This is a genomic window from Mycobacterium sp. E2989 (genome assembly GCF_001667595.1).
In the GTDB taxonomy this organism is placed as follows: Bacteria; Actinomycetota; Actinomycetes; order Mycobacteriales; family Mycobacteriaceae; genus Mycobacterium.
On sequence record NZ_LZJX01000059.1, the window covers coordinates 37700 to 52653 of the forward strand.

15 protein-coding genes are annotated in these 14954 nt (G+C 70.1%); 7 read left to right on the forward strand and 8 right to left on the reverse strand.

All coding sequences use genetic code 11. From position 1 onward, the window contains the following. Positions 1-21 precede the first annotated feature (21 nt). Positions 22-1089, reverse strand: a complete 1068-nt coding sequence (locus tag A5680_RS11435) for an alpha/beta hydrolase (RefSeq protein ID WP_067819298.1) — start codon at positions 1087-1089, stop codon at positions 22-24. Positions 1090-1332: 243 nt separating this feature from the next. Between A5680_RS11435 and A5680_RS11440 the strand changes: the two genes are divergently transcribed. Then, positions 1333-2295 (forward strand): SGNH/GDSL hydrolase family protein, encoded by a 963-nt coding sequence (locus A5680_RS11440; RefSeq protein ID WP_156669558.1) that lies wholly within the window; start codon positions 1333-1335, stop codon positions 2293-2295. Positions 2296-2381: 86 nt separating this feature from the next. Continuing rightward, positions 2382-3599 (forward strand): acetyl-CoA C-acetyltransferase, encoded by a 1218-nt coding sequence (locus tag A5680_RS11445; RefSeq protein ID WP_055404024.1) that lies wholly within the window; start codon positions 2382-2384, stop codon positions 3597-3599. On the opposite strand, the gene A5680_RS11450 is transcribed toward A5680_RS11445, so the two are convergent. The 3 genes from A5680_RS11450 to A5680_RS11460 all read right to left on the reverse strand — a co-directional run bounded on the left by A5680_RS11450 (position 3596) and on the right by A5680_RS11460 (position 6638). Continuing rightward, complete coding sequence (locus A5680_RS11450) at positions 3596-4489, reverse strand: RNA polymerase sigma-70 factor (RefSeq protein WP_156675072.1); 894 nt, start codon at positions 4487-4489, stop codon at positions 3596-3598. The two genes, A5680_RS11445 and A5680_RS11450, sit on opposite strands and share 4 nt — an antisense overlap. Further along, positions 4486-5646, reverse strand: a complete 1161-nt coding sequence (locus A5680_RS11455) for an NAD(P)/FAD-dependent oxidoreductase (RefSeq protein ID WP_067819307.1) — start codon at positions 5644-5646, stop codon at positions 4486-4488. Before A5680_RS11455 ends, A5680_RS11450 begins: the two co-directional genes overlap by 4 nt. Before the next feature lie 140 nt (positions 5647-5786). Beyond that, on the reverse strand, positions 5787-6638 hold the full coding sequence (locus A5680_RS11460) for a Bax inhibitor-1/YccA family protein (RefSeq protein WP_055404042.1): 852 nt from the start codon (positions 6636-6638) through the stop codon (positions 5787-5789). A gap of 177 nt (positions 6639-6815) precedes the next feature. Here A5680_RS11460 and A5680_RS11465 point away from each other — a divergent pair, with 177 nt between their 5' ends. Genes A5680_RS11465 through A5680_RS11475 form a run of 3 tightly spaced genes read left to right on the forward strand, consistent with a single transcriptional unit; the run spans position 6816 to position 10416 of the window. Then, positions 6816-7865 carry an enoyl-CoA hydratase/isomerase family protein gene (locus tag A5680_RS11465; RefSeq protein ID WP_156349611.1) on the forward strand — a complete coding sequence of 350 codons (1050 nt, stop codon included), beginning with the start codon at positions 6816-6818 and terminating at the stop codon, positions 7863-7865. A gap of 12 nt (positions 7866-7877) precedes the next feature. Beyond that, positions 7878-8669, forward strand: a complete 792-nt coding sequence (locus A5680_RS11470; protein WP_055404027.1) for an enoyl-CoA hydratase — start codon at positions 7878-7880, stop codon at positions 8667-8669. Between the two features lie 7 nt (positions 8670-8676). Then, positions 8677-10416: an alpha/beta-hydrolase family protein gene (locus tag A5680_RS11475; RefSeq protein WP_055404028.1), complete on the forward strand. Its 1740-nt coding sequence runs from the start codon at positions 8677-8679 to the stop codon at positions 10414-10416. Here A5680_RS11475 and A5680_RS11480 read toward each other — a convergent pair whose 3' ends face one another. After that, positions 10417-10854 (reverse strand): rhodanese-like domain-containing protein, encoded by a 438-nt coding sequence (locus tag A5680_RS11480; RefSeq protein WP_067819310.1) that lies wholly within the window; start codon positions 10852-10854, stop codon positions 10417-10419. After that, positions 10854-11441, reverse strand: a complete 588-nt coding sequence (locus tag A5680_RS11485) for a cysteine dioxygenase family protein (RefSeq protein WP_067819313.1) — start codon at positions 11439-11441, stop codon at positions 10854-10856. Before A5680_RS11485 ends, A5680_RS11480 begins: the two co-directional genes overlap by 1 nt. Before the next feature lie 112 nt (positions 11442-11553). On the opposite strand from A5680_RS11485, the gene A5680_RS11490 reads away from it, so the two are divergent. Together A5680_RS11490 and A5680_RS11495 are read left to right on the forward strand one after the other, a co-directional pair. Then, positions 11554-11988, forward strand: a complete 435-nt coding sequence (locus tag A5680_RS11490) for a lipoprotein LpqV (RefSeq protein WP_067819317.1) — start codon at positions 11554-11556, stop codon at positions 11986-11988. A gap of 90 nt (positions 11989-12078) precedes the next feature. Beyond that, complete coding sequence (locus A5680_RS11495; RefSeq protein WP_156675073.1) at positions 12079-13140, forward strand: patatin-like phospholipase family protein; 1062 nt, start codon at positions 12079-12081, stop codon at positions 13138-13140. A 26-nt stretch (positions 13141-13166) separates the two neighbouring features. On the opposite strand, the gene A5680_RS11500 is transcribed toward A5680_RS11495, so the two are convergent. Together A5680_RS11500 and A5680_RS11505 are read right to left on the reverse strand one after the other, a co-directional pair. Then, positions 13167-14036, reverse strand: a complete 870-nt coding sequence (locus A5680_RS11500; RefSeq protein ID WP_067819322.1) for a patatin-like phospholipase family protein — start codon at positions 14034-14036, stop codon at positions 13167-13169. Positions 14037-14039: 3 nt separating this feature from the next. Further along, on the reverse strand, positions 14040-14924 hold the full coding sequence (locus A5680_RS11505) for a class II glutamine amidotransferase (RefSeq protein WP_067819350.1): 885 nt from the start codon (positions 14922-14924) through the stop codon (positions 14040-14042). Positions 14925-14954 lie beyond the last annotated feature (30 nt).

The window sequence follows — 14954 nt, forward strand, 5'->3', positions numbered from 1 at the left end:
CCCGGCGGGCGACGGCGGTCGCTACTCGGTGGCCTCGCGGATATAGTCGCCGATCTGCCGCAGCGAGCGGACCGCCTCCGGCACCATCGGGGCGGCCAGCTGGAAGTCGTGGATCTGGCCGGGCCACACCCGCACCTCGGCCGGCACCCCGGCCGCCGCGAGCCGGTCGGCCGCCAGCCGCGCGTCGTGCAGCAACACCTCGGACCCGGAGACGTGGATCAGCGTCCGCGGCAGACCCGCTTTGATGTGCTCCAGCGGCTCGTAGATCTCCTCGGGTTGCCCCGCGATCTTGTGCTTGTCGGCGGCGCTGGCCACCAGGGCGGCCAGCGCATCGAAGGCCCGGTGCGAGAACATCGCGTCGGTGTTGATGTTGGGATGCGCCTGCTTGTTTTCCTTGGCGAGCTGCAGCAGCGGCGAGATCATCACCAGGGCCGCCGGCTCCTCGTCTTCGGCCTGGAGGCGTTGCGCCAGCGCGAGCGCCAGGTAGCCGCCCGCCGAGTCGCCGGCCAGCACGATCTGCTCGGGCTGGTAGCCGTGCAGCCGCAGCCACTGGTAGCCGTCGTGGCAGTCGTCGAGGGCCATCCCGATCGAATGCTTGGGCAGCAGCCGGTAGTTGACCACCAGGACCGGCGAGTCGGCGAACCTCGACAGGGTCTCGACCAGCCGGCCGTGCGAGTTCGCCCCGCAGGTCAGGAACGCCCCGCCGTGGAAGTAGACGACCACGCGGCGGGTGCCGTCGGCGGGCAGCACACCGGGCGCACGCACCAGCTGCGCCGACGCGTTCGGCAGCTTCACCGTCTCGCGGACGGTGGCCGACACCGGCAGGACCACGCGGGCCGCCAGGTCGATCAGGCCCCACGGCCAGGGGAAGTTCGGGACGTGGCTGCCGGCGGACAGCACCGGCCGGATAGTCACCCGCGACGTCAGGTTCGCCACCCGCGCAGCAACGCTTGGCCCCGATTCGAGAACCTCGACCGGCGCCCCATCGCTCATGGCGAACTTGCGGGTCTTGGCCCGTCGGACCCTAAGGACTTCGTGAGGACGAAGGGCATTCCGGGGGGAGCCGGATACTCTGCCGGGTGCGCTCATGCTCAACACTTTCTACGCCGTTGTAGTGCGATACAGCATGTGACGAGGCAGCTGAGCGTCTGGTTCAGCCATTCACGCCGGGCGCTCAGCCAACCCCGCGAACTCAGCTTGACAGCCACTTCTTAAGAGAACGTTTAAAGAGTCCGATTTGTTACCAACTTCGGTTCGGGCCGTGACCACATTGTTGGTCAGCGGGCCCCGCAAACATGCGAGCCGAACTAAACTGGTGTCGTGACCATGCGGGTGCCTCGCCGTTCGGCGATCGCCCTGGCCACTGCAGGCGCACTCGCCTCGACAGGAACCGCATACCTGGGGGCGCGCAACCTGCTAGTCGGCCAGGCGACGCACGCGCGCACGGTCATCCCCAAGTCGTGGGACATTCCCCCGCGCGCCGACGGGGTGTACAGCCCGGGCGGCGGGCCGGTGGAACGGTGGCACCGCGGCGTGCCCTTCGACCTGAGCCTGATGATCTTCGGCGACTCGACCGCCGCCGGCTACGGCTGCGCGAGCGCCGAAGAGGTGCCGGGCGTGCGGATCGCGCGCGGCCTCGCCGAGCAGACCGGCAAGCGGATCCGGCTGAGCACCAAGGCCATCGTCGGCGCGACGTCGAAGGGCGTGTGCGGTCAGGTGGACGCGATGTTCGTGGCGGGGGCGCCGCCGGACGCGGCGGTCATCATGGTCGGCGCCAACGACGTGACGGCCCTCAACGGCGTCAGCCAGTCGGCGCAGCGGCTCGGGCTCAGCGTCCGCAAGCTGCGCGCCCGCGGCGCGGTGGTGATCGCCGGCACGTGCCCGGACCTGGGCGTCATCACCGCGATCCCGCAGCCGCTGCGCTCGCTCGCCCACGAGCGCTGTTCGCAGCTCGCGCGCGCCCAGGCCGCCGCGGTTCGGGCCGCCGGCGGCCTGCCGGTGCCGCTGGCGCAGTTGCTGACCCCGCAGTTCCGCTCCACGCCCCACGTGATGTTCTCCCCGGACGGCTTTCACCCGTCCGCCCCCGCGTACGCGATCGCGGCCGATGCGCTGCTACGCGCGCTGTGCGAAGCGTTGGACGTCGAGGTCGACCTGCCGCCGCTGGAGTTGGCGGCGTCAATGACGGAGCCGGTCCTCGGCCCGCGCCACACCCGGCACAGCGTGATGTCGCGGCTGTGGCGGCGCCCGGCGCCGGGGCCCGCCCCGTCTGCGCACCCACCGGTCGGCAACGACTAGATTCGAGCTAGCCCGTCGGCGTGGAATCACCACCCGGTGTACGGAGCGAGCTTGTCCTATCCGGAAGGGATTTGAAGGGAACCGTCATGCCTGAAGCCGTAATTGTCTCCGCCGCTCGCTCGCCGATCGGCCGGGCGATGAAGGGGTCGCTGGTGTCCATGCGGCCCGACGACCTGGCCGCCCAGATGGTGCGGGCCGCGCTGGACAAGGTGCCGGCGCTCAACCCGCACCAGATCGACGACCTGATCCTGGGCTGCGGCCTGCCGGGCGGCGAGTCCGGCTTCAACATGGCCCGCGTCGTCGCCGTCGAGCTCGGCTTCGACTTCCTGCCCGGCACCACCGTGAACCGGTACTGCTCGTCCTCGCTGCAGACGACGCGGATGGCGTTCCACGCGATCAAGGCCGGCGAGGGTGACGCGTTCATCTCCGCCGGCGTGGAGACGGTGTCCCGGTTCGGCAAGGGCAACTCCGACTCGTGGCCCGACACCAAGAACCCGCTGTTCGACGAGGCCCAGGAGCGGACGTCGGCGGCGGCCGCGGGGGCCGACGAGTGGCACGACCCCCGCGCCGACGGCAACCTGCCCGACGTCTACATCGCCATGGGCCAGACCGCCGAGAACGTCGCCATCCTGACCGGCGTCAGCCGCGAAGAGCAGGACCGCTGGGGCGTGCGCAGCCAGAACCGGGCCGAGGAGGCGATCAACAGCGGGTTCTTCGAGCGGGAGATCACCCCGGTGACCCTGCCGGACGGCACGACCGTGGCCAAGGACGACGGGCCGCGCGCGGGCACCACGTACGAGAAGGTTTCCGAGCTCAAGCCGGTGTTCCGGCCCAACGGCACCGTCACCGCGGGCAACGCCTGCCCGCTGAACGACGGCGCCGCCGCGCTGGTGATCACCAGCGACACCAAGGCCAAGGAACTCGGTCTGACGCCGCTGGCGCGCATCGTGTCCACCGGCGTGAGCGGTCTCTCGCCGGAGATCATGGGGCTGGGCCCGATCGAGGCGTCCAAGAAGGCGCTGGCCCGCGCCGGGATGTCGATCAACGACATCGACCTCTACGAGATCAACGAGGCGTTCGCCGTCCAGGTGCTGGGCTCGGCGCGCGAGCTGGGCATGGACGAGGACAAGCTGAACGTGTCCGGCGGGGCGATCGCGCTGGGCCACCCGTTCGGCATGACCGGCGCGCGGATCGCGACCACGCTGATCAACAACCTGCAGACGCACGACAAGACGCTGGGCTTGGAGACCATGTGCGTCGGCGGCGGGCAGGGCATGGCGATGATCATCGAGCGGCTGAGCTAACCGCGCCGAACACCATCGGCAACGGCGCGCAGCTTGTCCGGGTTGGCCACGTTGTGGATGGTGGCGATGCGCCCGTCCGCGTCGAGTTCGACGGTGAGCGTGGCGATCACGCGGCCCGCGGCCGAGAAAACGATGCCCGGCCCGCCGTTGATGTCGACGACTTCGGCTGTCATGTCGGCGATTTCGACGCCTTCGTAGGGGCGTTTGGTGACCCCGGCCAGCCAGGCGGCGACCTTGGCAATGCCCTCGACCGGGCGCAGCGCCTGGCGCACCTTTCCGCCGCCGTCCGTCCATAGCGTGACGTCGGGGGCGAGCAGCTGCATGAGGTCGTTGATGTCCCCGCCGGTCGCCGCGGCGAAGAAGCGTTCGGTGACCGCGCGTTTCTTGCCGCGGTCGGCCTCGAACCTGGGCCGGCGGGCCTGCACGTGATTGCGGGCGCGGTGGCCCGCCTGGCGCACGGCCGCCTCGGAACGCTCGACGGCCGAAGCGATTTCGGCGTAGCTGAAGTCGAACACCTCCTTGAGGACGAACACCGCACGCTCCAGCGGGCTCAGCGTCTCGAGCACGACCAGCATCGCCATCGACACCGATTCGGCGGCCGCGACGTCCTCGGCCGTGTCCTCGCTCGTGAGGATCGGCTCGGGAAGCCACGGCCCGACGTAGGTCTCCCGTTGGCGCCGCGTCGAGCGCAGTCGTTCCATCGACAGATTCGACACGATGCGGGACAGGTAGGCCTTGGGGTCGGCGACCTGACCGCGATCGGCCGCCGACCACTTCAGCCACGCATCCTGAACGACGTCTTCGGCGTCGGCGGCCGACCCCAGAATCCGATAGGCGATGGCGAACAACAGTTTCCGGTGTTCAATGAACGTGCGCTCGTCGGTGCTCATCGGGTGAAGCCCCCACCGCGCCGCCATGTCACGGCGCCCAGCGCGGGCAGCAGCTTGAGCAGCCGGTAGGTCGTCCAGGGGCTGGCGCTCACCGTCTCCTTGTATGCCACCGCCCACCGGCCGGCCAGATAGAAACGCGTCGGGCTGTCGTCGGGCCGGGTGAACTGGATGACGCCGTCGTGGCGTCCCAGGCTCACCGGCTGGTGGATGTAGCCGAACCGGAACCGCTTGGGCTGCTTGCCCTTCAGCTCTCGCACGATGTTGGCGGCGGCGTGCACGCCGGTCGGGATGCCGCTCTGGCAGGTGCCGTGCACGAGGCCGTATCCCTGCCGAACCGCCGCGGCGTCGCCGACGACGTACACGTTCGGGTGGGACACCGAACGCAGCGCCGCGTCGGTGATGATCCGGCCGCGCTCGTCGACCCGCAGGCCCGCGGCGGCCGCGACCGGCGACACCCGCACTCCCGTCGTCCACAGCACCGCCCGCGCCGCGACGACCGCGCCGTCGGCCAGGGCGACCCCGTCGGGCATCACCTTGACGACGTCGACGCCGGCACGGACCCGCACGCCCAACCGGGTCAACCCGGAATTCAGGCGGGCGCGCGCCTCGGCGCCCATCGTCGATCCAGGCTCCTGCCGGCTCACCAGGACGACGTCGAGTCCCGGATGGCGCTCGGCGATCTCGGCCGCCGATTCGATTCCGGTCAGGCCGCCGCCGGCGACCACCACCGTGCCGGTGTCGAGCCGATCCAGCTGCTGGGCCAGCAGCCCGGCGTCGTGGGCGGTGTTGAGGGTGTAGGCGAATTCGTCGACACCGGGCACGGCCTCGGTGTCGGCGACACTGCCGAGCGCGTATACCAGCGTGTCGTAGCCGATGGTGCGCTCGTCGTCGAGCCGGACGGTCCGCGCGTCGGCGTCGACTCCGGTGACCCATCCCCGCACGAACTCGACGTCGGTGCCGGCGAGCATGTCCGGAATCTGTAGGTCGGCCAGCCGCTGGCCCGAAGCCGCCTGGTGCAGGCGCAGCCGCTCGGTGAAACGAGCCTGGGGGTTGACCAGGGTGACGCGGACGTCGTCGCGGCCCTTGACCCGACGCGCCAAGCGGGCGGTCGCCGCCATGCCGGCGTAGCCGGCGCCGATGATCACGATGTGCTTCATGATGCTGCCTTTCGCGAGCGAATGTGTGCTGACAACAAGCAGACGCATCCAGCCGTCGCGGTTGTGACATCGGGTCACGCAAACGCGCAAAAAAACCGGCACGCTGGCGGGGCGTGCCGGTTTTTTCGTGTCAGTCGCGGCTAGTCGTTCTGCAGGTAACTGAGCAGCCGCAGGATCTCGAGGTACAGCCAGACCAGGGTCACGGTCAGGCCGAGCGCGATGCCCCAGGCCGCCTTGTCCGGCGCGCCGGCGCGCACCATCTGGTCGGCCGCATCGAAGTCGATCAGGAAGCTGAACGCCGCGATGCCGATGCAGACCAGCGAGAAGATGATCGCGACCGTCCCGCCGCTGCGCAGGCCCAGGCCGGTGCCGCCGCCGACGTGGAACATCGCGAGCACGAAGTTGCCCAGCATCAGGGCCAGCACGCCGAACATGGCCGCGACCAGCATCCGGGTGAACTTGGGCGTCACCCGGATCGCGCCCGTCTTGTAGACGACGAGCATCCCGAAGAACACCCCGAAGGTGCCCAGGACCGCCTCCCCGATCAGGGCGCCCGCGTTCGCGTGCGAGACCGAGAAGTTGGCGAACACGAACGAGACGGCGCCCAGGAACAGCCCCTCGAGCACGGCGTAGCTGAGCACGATGGCCGGGCTGTCCTGCTTGCGGCCGAAGGTGGCGACCAGCACCAGGCCCAGGCCGCCGAGCGCGCCGATCATGGTCAGCGGCATCGCCAGCGCGAGGTTGGACGCCACCAGGAAGTAGGACACCACCGCGGACACCGCCAACACGGCCAGCGTGATGCCGGTCTTGGTGACGACGTCGTCGATGGTCAGCGGACGCGAGGCCCTGGCCTCCTGGTAAGGGGCCTGGTAGGGGGCCGCGTAGGGGTCGGCACCGTACCCGGGCATCGGGGCCGCGCCCGTGCCGAATTGCGCGTATCCGCCCTGTTGCTTGGGCAACGAACGAAATACCGGATTGCTTGTCTCCCGCACCGTCGGATCCTCTCTATTGGCTTCGAGCTGTGCGAACACAATCTCAACGATCAGCGTCCCGTCCGGGTTCCCGGCCGACCTGGAGTATTTGCTGCTGTCGTCGCGTTAAAGATAACCCTTACCCGCGGGTATCGCGCCGGTCGTCACGATCTAGATTTTTCGTCGAGGATGGCGGCGATGGGAGGCCAGGGCGTGACCGACGGATCCGATGGAGTTCTCACCCGTGTCGACGGCAACGTCGGTCTGATCACGCTCAACCGCCCCAAGGCGATCAACTCGCTCAACCAGCCGATGGTGGACGCGCTGAGCGCCGTTCTCACCCGCTGGGCGGCCGACGACGCGGTGCGGGCGGTGGTGCTCTCCGGCGCCGGCGAACGCGGGTTGTGCGCGGGCGGCGACGTGGTCTCGATCTACCACAGCGCCCGCAAGGACGGGGTCGAGGCGCGGCGGTTCTGGCGCGACGAGTATCAGCTCAACGCCCAGATCGCCGACTTCGCCAAGCCCTACGTCGCGCTGATGGACGGCATCGTGATGGGTGGCGGGGTCGGCGTCAGCGCGCACGCGGACACCCGGGTGGCGACCGATACCTCCAAGATCGCGATGCCGGAGGTGGGCATCGGCTTCGTGCCCGACGTCGGCGGGATGTTCCTGCTCTCCCGGGCGCCCGGCGGGCTGGGCCGGCACGCCGCGCTCACCGGGGCGCCGTTCACCGGCGCCGACGCCATCGCGATGGGGTTCGCCGACCACTACGTGCCGCACGGTGAGCTCGAGGCGTTCACCCGCGCGATCGTCGCCGACGGGGTCGACAGCGCGCTGTCCCGGCACACCGTTGAGCCGCCGCCCAGTGAGCTTGCCGCACAACGGGATTGGATCGACGATTGCTACGCCGGCGACACGGTCGAGGACATCGTCGCCGCGCTTCGCGGGCGCGGCGGCCCCGCCGGCGCGGCCGCCGACCTGATCGCCACCCGATCGCCGATCTCGTTGTCGGTGACCTTGGAGGCCATCCGGCGCGCCGCGAAACTCGACACGGTGAAAGACGTTCTCGTTCAGGACTATCGGGTGTCGTCGGCGTCGCTGCGGTCACACGACCTGGTGGAGGGCATCCGGGCGCAGCTGATCGACAAGGATCGCAACCCGCAATGGTCGCCGGCGACGCTGGCCGAGGTGACCGCGGCCGACGTCGAAGCGTATTTCACCCCGGTCGACGACGACCTGAGTTTCTAGAAAGGCGATTCGGTGACAGACACGACCTCCAGCAGCTACGAAACGATCCTGGTCGAGCGCGAGGAGCGCGTCGGCATCATCACCCTGAACCGGCCGAAGGCGCTCAACGCGCTGAACACCCAGGTGATGAACGAAGTCACTGCGGCGGCAACGGAATTCGATAAGGATCCGGGAATCGGCGCGATCATCATCACCGGATCGGCCAAGGCGTTCGCCGCGGGCGCCGACATCAAGGAGATGGCCGGCCTGACGTTCGCCGAGGCGTTCGACGCGGACTTCTTCGCCCCCTGGGCCAAACTGGCCGCCGTGCGCACCCCGACCATCGCCGCGGTGGCCGGCCACGCGCTCGGCGGCGGCTGCGAGCTCGCCATGATGTGCGACCTGCTGATCGCCGCGGACACCGCGAAATTCGGTCAGCCGGAGATCAAACTCGGCGTGCTGCCCGGCATGGGCGGCTCGCAGCGGCTGACCCGCGCCATCGGCAAGGCCAAGGCCATGGACCTCATCCTGACCGGGCGCACCATCGGCGCCGCCGAAGCCGAACGCAGCGGCCTGGTTTCGCGCGTAGTGCCGGCCGACGACCTGCTGACCGAGGCCAAGGCCGTCGCCACCACCATCTCCCAAATGTCGCGGTCGGCGGCCCGGATGGCCAAGGAGGCCGTCAACCGCGCGTTCGAATCGACCCTGACCGAGGGGCTGCTCTACGAACGTCGGCTCTTTCACTCCACCTTCGCGACCGAGGACCAGTCCGAAGGCATGACGGCGTTCATCGAAAAGCGCACTCCCAACTTCACGCACCGGTAGGCCTGCGATGAGCGAACCCGGATCAGCCGTCACCGAACAAGCCCCGGGCCCGGAGGCCGGACCCGAGGCCGCCCCGGAAGCCGAAGCACCGCCCTCGACCCGAAAGCCTTGGTGGGTACGCCATTACACGTTCACCGGCACCACGGTCGGGCTCGTCTTCATCTGGTTCTCCATGACGCCGTCACTGCTGCCCCGCGGGGCGCTGTTCCAGGCGTTGGTCAGCGGGATCTCCGGCGCCATCGGTTACGGGCTGGGCGTTTTCGCCGTGTGGCTGGTCCGCTACATGCGCGCCAAGGATCACAGCCCGCCGCCGCCGCGGTGGGCGTGGATGGTGCTGATCCCGGTCGGTGCGCTCGGCATGGTGTTGATGGCGATCTGGTTCCACGTCTGGCAGGACAACGTGCGCGACCTGATGGGCGTCGCGCACCTGCAGTGGTACGACTACCCCGTGGCCGCGGGGCTGTCCCTGGTGGTGCTGTTCACGCTCGTCGAGATCGGCCAGTTCATCCGGTTGCTGGTCAGGTTCCTGGTCGCTCAGGTCGACCGCATCGCGCCGTTCCGGCTGTCAGCGACCATTGTGGTGGCGTTGCTGGTGGTGCTCACCATCACGTTGCTCAACGGTGTCGTGCTCAAGTTCGCGATGCGCACCATGAACAACACCTTCGCCTCGGCGAACAACGAGATGAATCCCGACACCGCGCCGCCGAAGACGCCGCTGCGATCCGGTGGCCCCGAGTCGCTCGTGTCGTGGGAATCCCTTGGCCACCAAGGTCGCATCTTCGTGGAGGCCGGGCCGACGGTCGCCCAGCTCAGCGCGTTCAACGGCGTGCCGGCGGCCGAACCGATCCGCGCCTACGCCGGGCTGAACTCCGCGGACGGCATCACCGCGACCGCCGAACTCGCCGCGCGCGAGCTGCAGCGCACCGGCGGACTGCAGCGCGCGGTCGTCGCCGTCGCCACGACCACCGGCACCGGCTGGATCAACGAGGCGGAGGCCGACGCGCTCGAGTACATGTACAACGGCAACACCGCGATCGTCAGCATGCAGTACTCGTTCCTGCCGAGTTGGCTGTCCTTCCTGGTGGACAAGGAGAACGCCCGGCACGCCGGGCAGGCGCTGTTCGAGGCCGTCGATCGCCTGATTCGCCAGATGCCCGAGGCCCAACGGCCCAAGCTCGTCGTCTTCGGCGAAAGCCTGGGATCTTTCGGCGGCGAGGCGCCGTTCATGAGCCTCAACAACGTCCTCGCGCGCACCGACGGCGCCCTGTTCAGCGGACCGACGTTCCAGAACACCATCTGGACCGACCTGACGTCCACGCGCGACGCCGGTTCCCCGGAGTGGCTGCCGATCTACGACCACGGCAAGTACGTCCGGTTCGTCGCGCGCCCAAGCAATTTGGGCCGCCCGTACTCCGCGTGGGACCGACCGCGGGTGGTCTATCTGCAGCACGCCTCGGATCCGATCGCCTGGTGGTCCCCCGATCTGCTGTTCAGCCAACCCGATTGGCTGCGGGAGCGGCGGGGCTACGACGTGCTGCCCGAAACACATTGGATCCCGGTGGTGACGTTCCTGCAGGTGTCGGCGGACATGGCGGTGGCGGTCGACGTGCCCGAGGGGCACGGCCACCACTACGTCGCCGACGCGGCCGACGGTTGGGCCGCGGTGCTCTCCCCGCCGGGTTGGACGCCGGAGAAGACCAACAAGCTACGGCCGCTGCTGCATTCGGAGGCCACCTCCACCGGGTAGCTAGAGCCAGCGGCGCCCGGAGTCGGCGAACGGTCCCGGCCCGGCGTCCACCGGGGCCGGAGAAAGTTGTTCGAGCACACCGGCACCCGCGAGCGCGTGGTAGCCGCCGACGACGTCCGTGGCGCGGTGCAGGCCGATGTCGAGCAGCGCGGCCGCCGCGAGGCTGGACGTGTAGCCCTCCGAGCACACGATCACCCATTCGACGTCGTCGCCGACGGCCTCGGGCAGCCTGGCATCGCTGGTCGGGTCGCAGCGCCACTCCAAGACGTTGCGCTCGATCACCAGCGCGCCGGGGATCTCGCCCTCGCGCAAACGCTGGGCCTGCGGCCGGATGTCGACCAGCACCGCCCCGCGCCGGATCGCGTCGGGCACTTCGGCGGCGGGAAGACGACGGAGGCGGCGCCGGGCGGATCTCAACACGACGTCGATGCGGCTCATCACGGTCCTTCCGGTTGGTCGGTCAGTTCGGTCCGTTGGCGGCGCAACCGATTTCGGCCGGTCACCTCGTAGTAGGACATCGCGGTCAGCGGCGGCGAGTAGGCATGCACGCTGAGCGACGGCCGCGGTGGGACGGACACCGACACGGGGCGCGGCGCCCACACCACGTCGTGCACCCAACCCAGGGGAAACCCGGCCTGATCGCCGGCGTCCAATCGGCGGTGCCGCAGGGCGCGGCCGTCCCACCGGAACTCGTTGAGCGACCCGGACACGACCGTCAGCGCGCCCAGGGATCCGCCGTGGTCGTGCAGCTCGGTGTGATGACCGGGGACCCAGCTGATCAGCCAGACGTCCAGCTCCTCGTCACCGTGGATGCGGGTGAACCAGCGGCGCGACTCGGGGATCCCGCCCGGGGGCAGCAAGTGGTCGCACCGTCCGCTCAGCACATCGTCGGCGGCCTGGTCGGTGGCGTGCAGGAGGTCGGGAACCCGCAGGCGGGTGGGCCCGGACGCCGGGGACGAGATGGTGCGCGGGCGCAACGCGGCCGGGGCGGCGACGGGCGCACGGCTCGCTAAGGGCAACGACATGGTGGAGCTCCAGAGAAAGGGGTTCGGACGGGCGGCGGCGGGTTAGGGCCGACAACACTCGCAAAATCCGAAGCGCTCCATCACGGCCGCCAGTGTTGCATAGATTGGCAGGGTGCGCTGGTGCGGTCATCGACCCCGACTGTGGGGCACGGTCGTCGTCGTTGCGGTCGGGTTGTCGGCGGTCGCGGGGTGCTCGCCGGGCGCCCCGACCGGCACGCCCGCGTCCTCGCCGGCGCGGCCGGCGGGCCCCGGCGCGGCGCCGCCGGGGGCGGTCGGGCTGTCCCCCGCCGGCGTGACGACCCGGGTCGACGTTCCCGCGAATTCGACCGAGGAAGAGTATTACCAGGCCTGTCACGCCGCGAAAGTGTGGATGGACGCCCAGCCCAGGACCGGTCAGTCGCTGTTCGAGCCCTATCTGGGGATGGTCCAGGCCGCACCGTCGGGCACCGCGGGCAGCTGGAACGCCCGCTGGGCGGACCTGACGCCGGCCCGGCAGGCGGCCGTGATCACGGCCGCGCGGGCCGCCGCCAACGACGAATGCGGCTAGCCCGTTCGAACTCGTGCGCGATTGAATTCACGGGTACATAAAGTGCCCACCCGGCCGGTGCCGGGCGCTCGCGCCGCGCAAAATGAAGGCATGCCGGAGGGACGCCGATCCTCACCCACCCGCGTGGCCCTGGCGCTGGGCAGCGGCGGGGCCCGCGGCTACGCCCACATCGGGGTGATCGAGGCGCTGCGCGCCCGCGACTACGAGATCGTCGGGATCGCGGGCTCGTCGATGGGCGCGCTGGTCGGCGGGCTGGAGGCGGCCGGGCGCCGCGACGAATTCGCCGACTGGGCGAAATCCCTGACCCAGCGCACCATCCTGCGGCTGCTCGACTTTTCGATCAGCGCGGCCGGGGTGATGCGGGCCGAGAAGATCCTGGACGCCGTGCGCGACATTCTCGGGCCGGTCGCCATCGAGGAGCTGCCCATCCCCTTCACCGCGGTGGCGACCGACCTGCTGGCCGGCAAGTCGGTGTGGTTTCAGCGCGGTCCCGTCGACGAGGCGATCCGCGCATCCATCGCCATCCCGGGCGTGATCGCCCCGCACGAAGTGGACGGGCGCCTGCTGGCCGACGGCGGCATCCTGGACCCGCTGCCGATGGCCCCCCTGTCGGCGGTCAACGCGGACGTGACCATCGCGGTGAGCCTGTCCGGCAGCGAGTCGATCGCGGCGCGCGACGACGAGGCCGGCGCCACGGCCGAGTGGCTGAATCGCATGGTGCGCAGCACCTCCGCGCTGCTCGACACCGCCGCCGCCCGGTCGCTGCTCGACCGGCCGACCGCGCGAGCCGTGCTGGGCAGGTTCGGCGGGTCCACCGGGGAAGCGGACAGCTGGTCGGAGGATCTGGACGCGGAATCGCCTGGGGCCGAAGACGATACGGCCGCTGAACTGGCCGAGATCGGGCCGGAGATCCCGAAGCTGGGCAGCTTCGAGGTGATGAATCGGACGATCGACATCGCCCAGGCCGCGCTGGCGCGCCATACGCTGGCGGTCTACCCGCCCGATCTGTTGATCGAGATCCCCCGCTCGACGTGCCGGGGCCTGGAGTTTCACCGGGCGGCCGAGGTGATCGCCGTGGGCCGCGCGCTGGCCGACGAGGCGCTGGACGCCTTCGAGAACGACCGCGCCGCGCTACCCGCGACCGAGGACTGAAACCCACACTACCGCAACGGTTTTGATCACACACCCAAGAACCGCGCGACGGCGGACGCCTCGCGACGGCCCTGCTCGCGTCCGGCCAGCGCCGAGTCGACGCGGCACTTGGGGTCCAGCGGATTGGACCCGAACGCGGCCAGCGAGCCGGAGTCGGCGAAAACCGCGAGCGCCGCGCCGGCGAAGGAGGCGACCTCCGCGGCCGGCGCGGGGCCGAACGGCGACGGCGCGTCCGCACCCGAGGGCACCAGCACCACCGCCGCGTCGCAATCGGCGGCCACGCCGAGGTTGATCGTGCTGCCAACCCCACCGTCCATGTAGCGCCGGCCCGCGATCGCCACCGGCGGCCACGCGCCGGGTACCGCGCAGCTGGCCGCCACCGCGTCGACGAGGTCGACGCCGGAATCGCGGTCGAAAACCACCAATTCGCCGGTGGCGACGTCGATTGCGGTCACCCGAAGCTCCCGGTCCGGCCAGTCGTGCGACGGCAGGCGCTGCGCGATCACCCCGCGGCGCACGGGCGGCGGAACGGTCTGCGTCGCCACGGCCACGGCACCGATCCGCCGCAGCTGCTGCCGCGTCCGGTCCGAGGGATCCGGGTAGGGCTCGGCCAGGGCGGACAGGAACATCGCGGTGATGGTTTCGACGTCCACACCCGAATCGATCTCGGCCGACGATTCGGCGACCTGCCGGTCGAACAGCGCGTCGAGCGTGCTGCCACTGCCGATCTGCGCGGCGACCGCCGAACCCGCCGAGGTCCCCACCAGCACGTCCGAGCCCAGCAATAGTTCCGCCGCCGCCGGCGACGCATCGGCGATGCCGCGCAGAACGCCTGTCTCCCAGGCTATTCCCGCAATTCCCCCGCCCGCCAGCACAAGCGCCCGTCTGTTCGCCACGGGTTATCGCCGAGCGCTCGGCAGCGCGTGCTGCGCGTCCTGAACCGAAGCGCTCAGATCCGCCCGCCGCAGCGGGTGCGCGGGCGGGTCGGGCAGGATCACGCTCCTCTCGACCCGCAGCGCGGCGTCGACGTGGACCAGCTCACCGGGATCGAGCAGACGCCAGCGCGGGTCGGTGTCCATGCGTTCGGTGGCGAACACCACCGACGGGCGGGTACACAGATGCTCCGATCGCGCGTGAATTCGCTTGGTGCGCAAGTCGAATTCGGGGGCCTGGGTGGGGTCGTCGCCGGACCGGTCCAGGACGTAGAGTTCGTGGGTTTCGGGGTACCGCAGCGCCCACATGTCGGTCGCCGTGCTCAGTAACACGTTGACCGCGTAGATCGGCACGTTCGCCGCGAGCCATTTCATGGCGTCGGCCACGCCCGCGGCCACGTCGCCGTCGAGCGCGCGGATCGAGGCCGTGATCAACGCGAACACGCGCTCGGAATCGGTGTCGCCCAGGACCAAAGCGTCCGTGCCGACCTCGCGCAGCCGTTCGTCGAGGACGTCGAGCCCCTCCAGCACGCCGTTGTGCGCGAAGATCCGCCCGTCCTGCAGGAACGGGTGGGTGTTGCGGACGTCGAGCGAACCGGTCGTCGCGTAGCGCACGTGCGCGATGAACGTCGTGCCGGTCAGCTCGTGGGCCTCGGCGGCGAACGCGGCGTCCTCCCAGGCCGCCATGGGCTGCTTGTCCAGCCGTGGCCGGCGCCCTTCGTCGAAGACACCCAACCCCGTGCCGTCCGGGTTCCTCTTGCTCTGTTCGGCCAGGCTGTCGGGGGCGTCCAGCAACCAGAACGTCGCCGAGCAGACCCGCGTCCCGGCATGGAGCCCGAAGAGTCGACACATGGTCTCGACGGTACCCAAGCGTCGAGTCCG

Bases quoted from the DNA above. Each gene is read 5' to 3' on its own strand.
- A5680_RS11435 (WP_067819298.1), bottom strand. From the start codon at position 1,089: ATGAGCGCACCCGGCAGAGTATCCGGCTCCCCCCGGAATGCCCTTCGT.
- A5680_RS11445 (WP_055404024.1), top strand. From the start codon at position 2,382: ATGCCTGAAGCCGTAATTGTCTCCGCCGCTCGCTCGCCGATCGGCCGG.
- A5680_RS11450 (WP_156675072.1), bottom strand. From the start codon at position 4,489: ATGAGCACCGACGAGCGCACGTTCATTGAACACCGGAAACTGTTGTTC.
- A5680_RS11455 (WP_067819307.1), bottom strand. From the start codon at position 5,646: ATGAAGCACATCGTGATCATCGGCGCCGGCTACGCCGGCATGGCGGCG.
- A5680_RS11465 (WP_156349611.1), top strand. From the start codon at position 6,816: ATGGGAGGCCAGGGCGTGACCGACGGATCCGATGGAGTTCTCACCCGT.
- A5680_RS11475 (WP_055404028.1), top strand. From the start codon at position 8,677: ATGAGCGAACCCGGATCAGCCGTCACCGAACAAGCCCCGGGCCCGGAG.
- A5680_RS11480 (WP_067819310.1), bottom strand. From the start codon at position 10,854: ATGAGCCGCATCGACGTCGTGTTGAGATCCGCCCGGCGCCGCCTCCGT.
- A5680_RS11485 (WP_067819313.1), bottom strand. From the start codon at position 11,441: ATGTCGTTGCCCTTAGCGAGCCGTGCGCCCGTCGCCGCCCCGGCCGCG.
- A5680_RS11495 (WP_156675073.1), top strand. From the start codon at position 12,079: ATGCCGGAGGGACGCCGATCCTCACCCACCCGCGTGGCCCTGGCGCTG.
- A5680_RS11505 (WP_067819350.1), bottom strand. From the start codon at position 14,924: ATGTGTCGACTCTTCGGGCTCCATGCCGGGACGCGGGTCTGCTCGGCG.